This window comes from Ruegeria lacuscaerulensis, assembly GCF_013031245.1.
In the GTDB taxonomy this organism is placed as follows: Bacteria; Pseudomonadota; Alphaproteobacteria; order Rhodobacterales; family Rhodobacteraceae; genus Ruegeria; species Ruegeria lacuscaerulensis_C.
Genome location: NZ_WPZL01000015.1, coordinates 92,295 through 99,042, shown reverse-complemented (window position 1 = coordinate 99,042; position 6,748 = coordinate 92,295). Strand labels below are relative to the sequence as shown.

The 6,748-nt window shown below is 53.2% G+C and carries 7 protein-coding genes; 5 read left to right on the top strand and 2 right to left on the bottom strand.

The genetic code is table 11. From position 1 onward, the window contains the following. Positions 1-415: 415 nt before the first annotated feature. The gene (locus GOX66_RS16550) at positions 416-790 is read left to right on the top strand and encodes a PA2779 family protein (protein WP_237212640.1); all 375 of its coding nucleotides are present in this window, start codon (positions 416-418) and stop codon (positions 788-790) included. Positions 791-912: 122 nt separating this feature from the next. Next, positions 913-1,644, top strand: coding sequence for a PA2778 family cysteine peptidase (locus tag GOX66_RS16545; protein ID WP_336509494.1), 732 nt, complete (start codon positions 913-915; stop codon positions 1,642-1,644). 494 nt (positions 1,645-2,138) lie between these two features. Here GOX66_RS16545 and GOX66_RS16540 read toward each other — a convergent pair whose 3' ends face one another. Both GOX66_RS16540 and GOX66_RS16535 read right to left on the bottom strand, forming a co-directional pair. Next, positions 2,139-2,822: a GntR family transcriptional regulator gene (locus tag GOX66_RS16540; RefSeq protein WP_336509493.1), complete on the bottom strand. Its 684-nt coding sequence runs from the start codon at positions 2,820-2,822 to the stop codon at positions 2,139-2,141. A gap of 44 nt (positions 2,823-2,866) precedes the next feature. Further along, entirely contained in the window at positions 2,867-3,622 is a 756-nt protein-coding gene (locus GOX66_RS16535; protein ID WP_237212639.1) for a maleate cis-trans isomerase family protein, read from the bottom strand. A 144-nt stretch (positions 3,623-3,766) separates the two neighbouring features. Between GOX66_RS16535 and dctP the strand changes: the two genes are divergently transcribed. The 3 genes from dctP (at position 3,767) to GOX66_RS16520 (ending at position 6,744) form a co-directional block, all read left to right on the top strand. Next, on the top strand, positions 3,767-4,771 hold the full coding sequence (dctP, locus tag GOX66_RS16530; RefSeq protein ID WP_170763843.1) for a TRAP transporter substrate-binding protein DctP: 1,005 nt from the start codon (positions 3,767-3,769) through the stop codon (positions 4,769-4,771). A gap of 64 nt (positions 4,772-4,835) precedes the next feature. Continuing rightward, on the top strand, positions 4,836-5,447 hold the full coding sequence (locus GOX66_RS16525; RefSeq protein ID WP_170763842.1) for a TRAP transporter small permease: 612 nt from the start codon (positions 4,836-4,838) through the stop codon (positions 5,445-5,447). A gap of 1 nt (position 5,448) precedes the next feature. Beyond that, positions 5,449-6,744 carry a TRAP transporter large permease gene (locus GOX66_RS16520; RefSeq protein WP_170763841.1) on the top strand — a complete coding sequence of 432 codons (1,296 nt, stop codon included), beginning with the start codon at positions 5,449-5,451 and terminating at the stop codon, positions 6,742-6,744. Positions 6,745-6,748: the final 4 nt, after the last annotated feature.

Below are 6,748 nucleotides of genomic sequence, written 5' to 3'. Positions count from 1 at the left end.
CCGTTGCCACCTGTCCCACATCTCCGACTTCTGCTCGTCCGTATAAAACGTTCGCCGACGATACTTCATGCTCAACACTCCATCCTTCCAGAAAGACTAAAGTGTTGCGCTGACCCGTTGAACTCACCCCCGTACACCGGACGCTGGACACCGATGAGCCGATTTATGCCTGATAGAAGTCTTTAGATGGCCGGTCCGTGTCCTGAGCGGATCCTTAAATCATGCGTGTCGTCATCGCGAAATCCCATACTTGAACGCTTGCAATTTCCAAGAGAATTTTCTGTAAGGTTGCATTCAATTGACCGCTACTAAACAATGGGTCTTGAAGTGCTTGCTTACGGCGCTGGCTCGAACGACGTCGAAACAAGGAGGATGCCAAAGGATGGGCTTTCAAAGAATGGTACGGGGCAGCTTGATGACATTTATAGCGGCGCAAATGCTGCTGGCGACGCAATTAAGCACGATGGCGCAGGCCGAGATGCTCAGTACCAATGAGGTAATCTCAAAATACGCTTCATATGCCGACCGCGACTTTTTGTTGAGTGAACTCAATAGGCAAGAAATTCGTGACGAACTTGTCGCAAGAGGAGTCGATCCCAAAGAAGCCGAAACGCGTCTCAATGCGCTGTCGAATGAGGAAATTGCATCGGTCTTGCAACAAATGGAACACGACACCGCCGGAGGCAATGGTATTGTCGGCGCATTGCTAACAGTGTTCATCATCTTGCTTGTGACGGATCTTTTGTGTTTGACGAAAGTGTTCCCCTTTACTCGTTGTGCTGGTCGCTGAACTGTTTTCGCAATCTGTGTTTCCGTGCTCGGTTATTCGCCCTGCTTCCGGTTGTACTGGTTGCGTGCACGCAAGCGCAGAGGCAAGTACCGTCGCAAGTTGACGCACCGCCCCGCGCGGTTGTGACGGACGTTCCACTTATTAAACAAAACGAGTTCCATTGCGGACCCGCGTCGCTGGCGATGGTCTTTCAGTGGGCGGGACTAGACGTCACTCAAACCGACGTCGCGGCCCAATCCTTTACTCCTGGTGCGAAAGGGACATATCTCGCCGACATGGTCGGGGCCGCCCGTCGGCATGAAATGCTGGCTGTTCGGTTATCAACTTTGGAGGAGGTTCTCGACGAAGTTGCAGCGGGAAACCCTGTTATCATTTTTCAGAACCTCGGCTTGAAATGGGCACCTCGATGGCACTATGCGGTAGTAGTTGGGTATGACCTGAACAGTGACGAAATCACCCTTCACTCAGGTCAACACGAGCGAATGACGATGGATCTTCGGCTGTTCATGCGGACATGGCAGCGTGGGGATAACTGGGCGATGGCTGTTTTGCCTCCTGGCGAATTGCCAGCGACAGAAAATCAGTGGGAAATCCTTCGGGCCGCATCAGCGCTGGAACAACTGGGGCACACCCAGGCCGCAGCTAAGGCATATTTAAGTGGAGGGTTACGTTGGCCCGACAACTGGATATGGGCATATGGTCTTGGCAATACCCGGTACAAGCAAGGAGACCTGGAAGGCGCTAAGAAAGCATTTGAACATGCCGCCAAGATTGACCCTTCCCCACCAGAAATTCACCATAACCTAAGGTTGGTTATCCAGAAAATATCAGCGCCCACCACGGGTTCAGATTGAAAAATCTTCTGACTAAATCCTATGGAAATGATATCGAAAGCGTTATTTTCAGTCACGCTTTTCAAACCTTTTGCCAAATACTCATGGCCACGACGCCAAGTAGAATGGGCCGCACGGCAGCTTTGTTCCACAAAGCTGGCGTTCGTTCAAGTTGCAGCATTAGGTGAAGTGGGCTCGAAACAGACGTTCTCTGCGCGCAGCATCAATGGCGGCTAACTGGCGGACTGAAGTGATGGTTTGTTTGGTCCGCAGATAACGGAACAACTCAACCAGAGATCGCTTAACATAAGTCCACTACCGCGACGTTCGCAATTCGTTACATACCCAAGGTTCGATCTTGGGTAGTGCAATTGCGCCTGATCCCAAAGGTTCAAAAATTAACCAGAAGGCGGTTGTACTAGGCGGCCAAGACAATGTGATGTGCAGAATCCTTTGTTGCTGACTTTCTACGAAAACCCCCAGTAGTCATTGAGCAACCGGATCAAAATTCGCGTTCATATTTGTGGGTTCAACAGGTGTTTCTCAATCAGTTGAAAGGCATACCCTATGTAGATCCTCTGCAAAAAACCGACTGCGGCGATGTCTTCACGCTCAAGTGCTTTCGCCAAATCAGAGGTTTCCTGAATCAATGCATCATAGGCAACGAAACCAACAATCTGTTCCATGCGATGCCAGACGCTGGACGACTGGAAATATGCCTGATTCCAGAACTCACGTAGGGAGTGGTTTCCGATCAGAGATGTGATCAGTGTCTGTAATCGTTGGTTCAGTTTTACATATTCCTGGGAGTCCAGTCGCTCTCGTAGCTCGACGGCGCTTTCGTGAATCGAACGAGCTTCTTCGCGGTGATACTCTGTGACAGTGATCGGTGACAATGTCCCGATCATCTGGGCAAGTTCCATCCTCATTTCGTAAAGGTGGCGGACACGTTCTGCTGAAAGCTCGATGACAACTGTGCCGACACCATTGCGCGTCTCTACCAGTCCAAGATGCCCGATGCGCGCAATGGCATCTCTGACGGGGGTTCTGCTGACACCGAACTCATTGGCAAGCGCAGCCTCTTTCAGTTGCGTGCCCGGAGGGTAGTGCGCGAAGCAGATGCGCTCCAAGATTTGCTCTTGAATCTCATCTACAGATGCCCTTGAGGGCGCCGCAATTCCTGAATCTGCAATAGTCACGATTCTGATCCCTCTGCGTGCTCTTTGCTGTCTTAGACTGCCTATCAGTAGTTTCTCAACAACCGACCGTATCCAGCAATTTGGTCATCAACACCCGCATTGCGCAAGACATCCCAGGCCATGGCTTGATTAGAGCAAATTACGGGTTTGTTCAGGGCGTCTTCTAGCTGTTCAACGACTTCGATTGACCGCAAGGCACCACAGCTTATGAACACAGCTTCGGCTGCTGCGGAATTCACCGAATGGGCCAACTGTTCGATCACGTCCAAGCGCACGCGGATCATGTCACTATCCTTCTCCAGATTTAGGCCGCGTATTTCCGTGACATGGAATCCTTGATTTTCAAGGTATTGTTTTTCTTTCAGATTCACGTCTTCCAAATAGGGTGTGCACACCGCGATCTTTTCTACCGCAAGTGTTTCGAGGGCGCGAATGGCGGAGGTAATCAAGGAGGTTACAATTGCTTTGGGTGCACCTTTGCTCAACTCACGAAATACGGTGTCTTCGCCCAGTACCAAGCTGCCAGACGTGCAGGCATAGCTGATCACATCCAGACTTCCATCCGGCAAGAGGGTCGACGCAGCGCGCGCCAAGTCGGCCCCGACCGCGGTCAGACTGTCAACTGTGATGCTGTCTGGAATGGCCACCCGGGTGAAATGTGCACCTACGCCGGCGGGCATCAATTCCATCATGTCGTCTTCGATTGTCTGCTCGGTCGCAAGCAGAACGAATCCTATTTTCGCCCGTTTGTGACGACCTTCATCAAACATGGAACCCGGATCAATCTTCATAACCTGCATGCACCTTCTTCGGTTTTATGCACAAATTCCTCAGTTAAATCCATTCTTGATATAAAGCTGTATACAGGTCAAATATCCCGCCAGCCTGATTGGGAGCTCCTCAAGCACAGGCCGAGTTTCGATCAAAGGGAGGTACCTTCGTAAATGCTGGTGTCAAAATTTCTGAAAACTGGTGCTGTCGCGCTCGGCTTTGCCGGGTTCGCCGCATCCAGTGTATCGGCTCAGGATATCATTCTGGGCCACGTCATGGATCAGGAGCACATCTTCCACAAAGTATCCGAAAAGTTCATCGAACGGCTGGACGAGCTGTCTGGCGGAACCATGTCAGTCTCGTATCACCCCGGCGGTGATCTGGGTGACTGGACGTCGATCGTCGAGCAGGTCGCTCAAGGCGCTGTTCAAATGACCATGTCGTGGAACCATTCCGAGCTTGATCCGCGGTGGGACGTGTCCGTTCTGGGCTATGTCGCCAACGACTGGGAGTCGGGCAAGGAAGTCTACGGTCCCGGTTCGACGATGAACGAAGTCTATAACGGCATTATGAACGATCTGGGCATGGAGCTGCTGGGCACAATCCCGACCGATTTCACCGGTTTCGTTGTGCGCAAGGGCGTTGACGTCCCTGTAAACTTCCCGGCCGATGCCGAAGGATTCAAGATGCGCGTTCCGGGTATGCCTATGGCGATCGAGCGCTACAAGGCGACCGGCTTCTCCGCCGTTCCGATGGCGTTCTCTGAGGTGCATACAGCATTGCAGACCGGCGCTATCGACGGCCGGGCCTATTCGCCGCCATCCGAGGTTCTGTTGTTCAAAGACGTGCTGAGCGCCTACGTTTTCACACGCGAGAACTTCGAGCACACCTTCTGGACCGCAAACAAAGCATGGTTTGATGGCCTGACAGCAGAACAGCAAGGCTGGGTAAAAGAAGCTGCCAACGAAGCCGTCACGTGGGCTTGGGAAAACGCCGAGTCTGAAAGTCCCAAATGGTTCGAGCAGATCGAAGCGGCCGGGATCGAAATCATCGAACTGACCCCCGAGCAACTGGATGCCTATCGTGCAAAAGTCGTTGCCGTTGAATACCCCTACATGGAGGAGATCATCGGCACAGAAGTGATGGGGGCCATCAAGCAGGCGGCCGGCGTGGAATAACGCCACTCACGAACACGCGCAAAGCCCGTTTTGCGCGTGTTTCCATTTGGGGATGGGAGGGAAGATGACAAAGGACATTTTGCATACAGACAGCTTGGACGATGTCCTGGTGCCGTCGCCGATCATACCGGTGCCTGCGCCAGAGGATCGCGACCAACCTGTCTATCGCGGCTTGGGCGGACTGTATTCGATTGAGGCCAAAGTTGCTTGGCTGATGCGCGTCATCATGTTTGTCGCCATGATTGCACTTGGCCTCGTCATGGCTGCGCAGGTTTTCATGCGATATGTCATTTCCTCTCCGTTCCTTGGCATCGAAGAACTGGCGCCGATGATGGCCTTGTGGATCTACTTCATCGGTATGGCCTATTGCTCGCGCGAGCGTGACCACATCGAAGGTGGTGTGATGTCGCTGGTGGTTCGGGACCGAAAGGCATTGCTTGCCTTCCGTTTGTTCGGATCGGTCGTTTGTCTGGTTGCTCTGGTTGTCTTTGCCAAATACGCTTGGGACTTTGCGCAGTTCAACATCAACCTGAACCGCAAAAGCTCTTACATGAAATTCCCAAAATACATGTGGGATCTCAGCATGGTTTTCGGCTTCGTGCTGATGGGATTCTACATGCTGTTGCAGATCTTCCTTGAAGCACGTGCCCTGATCACCGGGAAAGGAGGAGAATGACATGACGCTGTTCTTCGTCGCAATCGCAATCGTCATTTTTCTGCTGCTGATCGAGGTGCCCGTCGGCTTTGCCTTCGGCATCGGGGCGCTTGCCTACGGCACTTTGCAGGGCACTGATATCTCGTTTCACGCCGGATTCGGCTATTCGCAAGTCAGCGCCTTCTCGCTGCTTGCCATTCCGCTGTTTATCTTGTCGGGCACCCTGATGGGCGCGTCGGGGATATCCGAGCGGCTGTTGGATTTCGTCAATTCCTTCGTAGGACGCACCAAGGGTGGTCTGGGCGCGGTCACGGTTGTGACCTGTGCGCTGTTTGGGGCGATTTCGGGCTCTGCCTCGGCTGCGATTGCGGCCATCGGCAAGATCATGGTCCCGCGCATGATCAAGGAAGGTTACCCCCCGGGCCATGCGACTGCGCTTGTTGCTGTTTCTTCGGTTCTGGCTCTGATGATCCCGCCCAGCATTCCAATGATTGTCTTCGCGATTGCCATCCGCGAGTCTGTGGCCAAGTGTTTTCTGGCAACCATGGGGCCGGGAATCTTGTTGGCCGCCACGTACTGCGCGCTGAATTTCTGGTTTTTGCGTAACAACACGACGATCACAGTCGACGAAAAACTGACCTTCAAAGACACCGTGAAAGATATTGGTCGGACCGGAAAGCGCGCCAGCCTTGCGATCATCATGCCGGTGATCATTCTGGGCGGCATCTATAGCGGCATCGCCACGCCGACCGAGGCCGGGTCGATGGCATTGGTCTACACACTGGCCGTTGGAATGCTGATCTATCGTACGCTGCCCTTCGACCAGCTGTTCGACTCGACGGTCGAAGCCGCGCGTCTGACTGGTGCGATCCTGATGGTGCTGTTTTTCCTGTTCGTCATGAGCCGCGGCATGGTGCTGGCCAAGGTGCCGACCCAGTTCGCCGATCTGTTGCTGACTATTTCGGAGAACAAGATTGTCATCCTGTTGTTGATCAACCTGCTGTTGCTGATCATGGGCATGATAATCGACGACGTATCGGGTGGAGTTCTGTCTGCGATCATTCTGCTGCCGGTAACGCAGAAGATTGGTTTGGATCCAATCCATTTCGCTGCCATCGTCGGCACCAACCTGGGTCTGGGTAACATCTCTCCGCCCTGTGCACCGCTGCTCTATATGGCCGGGGGTGTCACCCGACAACCACTGTCAACTTATGTCGGCCCTACCTTGAAGTTCCTGCTGCTGGGTCACTTGCCGATGGTCTTCGTTGTTACTTTCGTGCCGCCGGTAGCTCTCTTCCTGCCGGGTCTCCTCGACTGAGGCG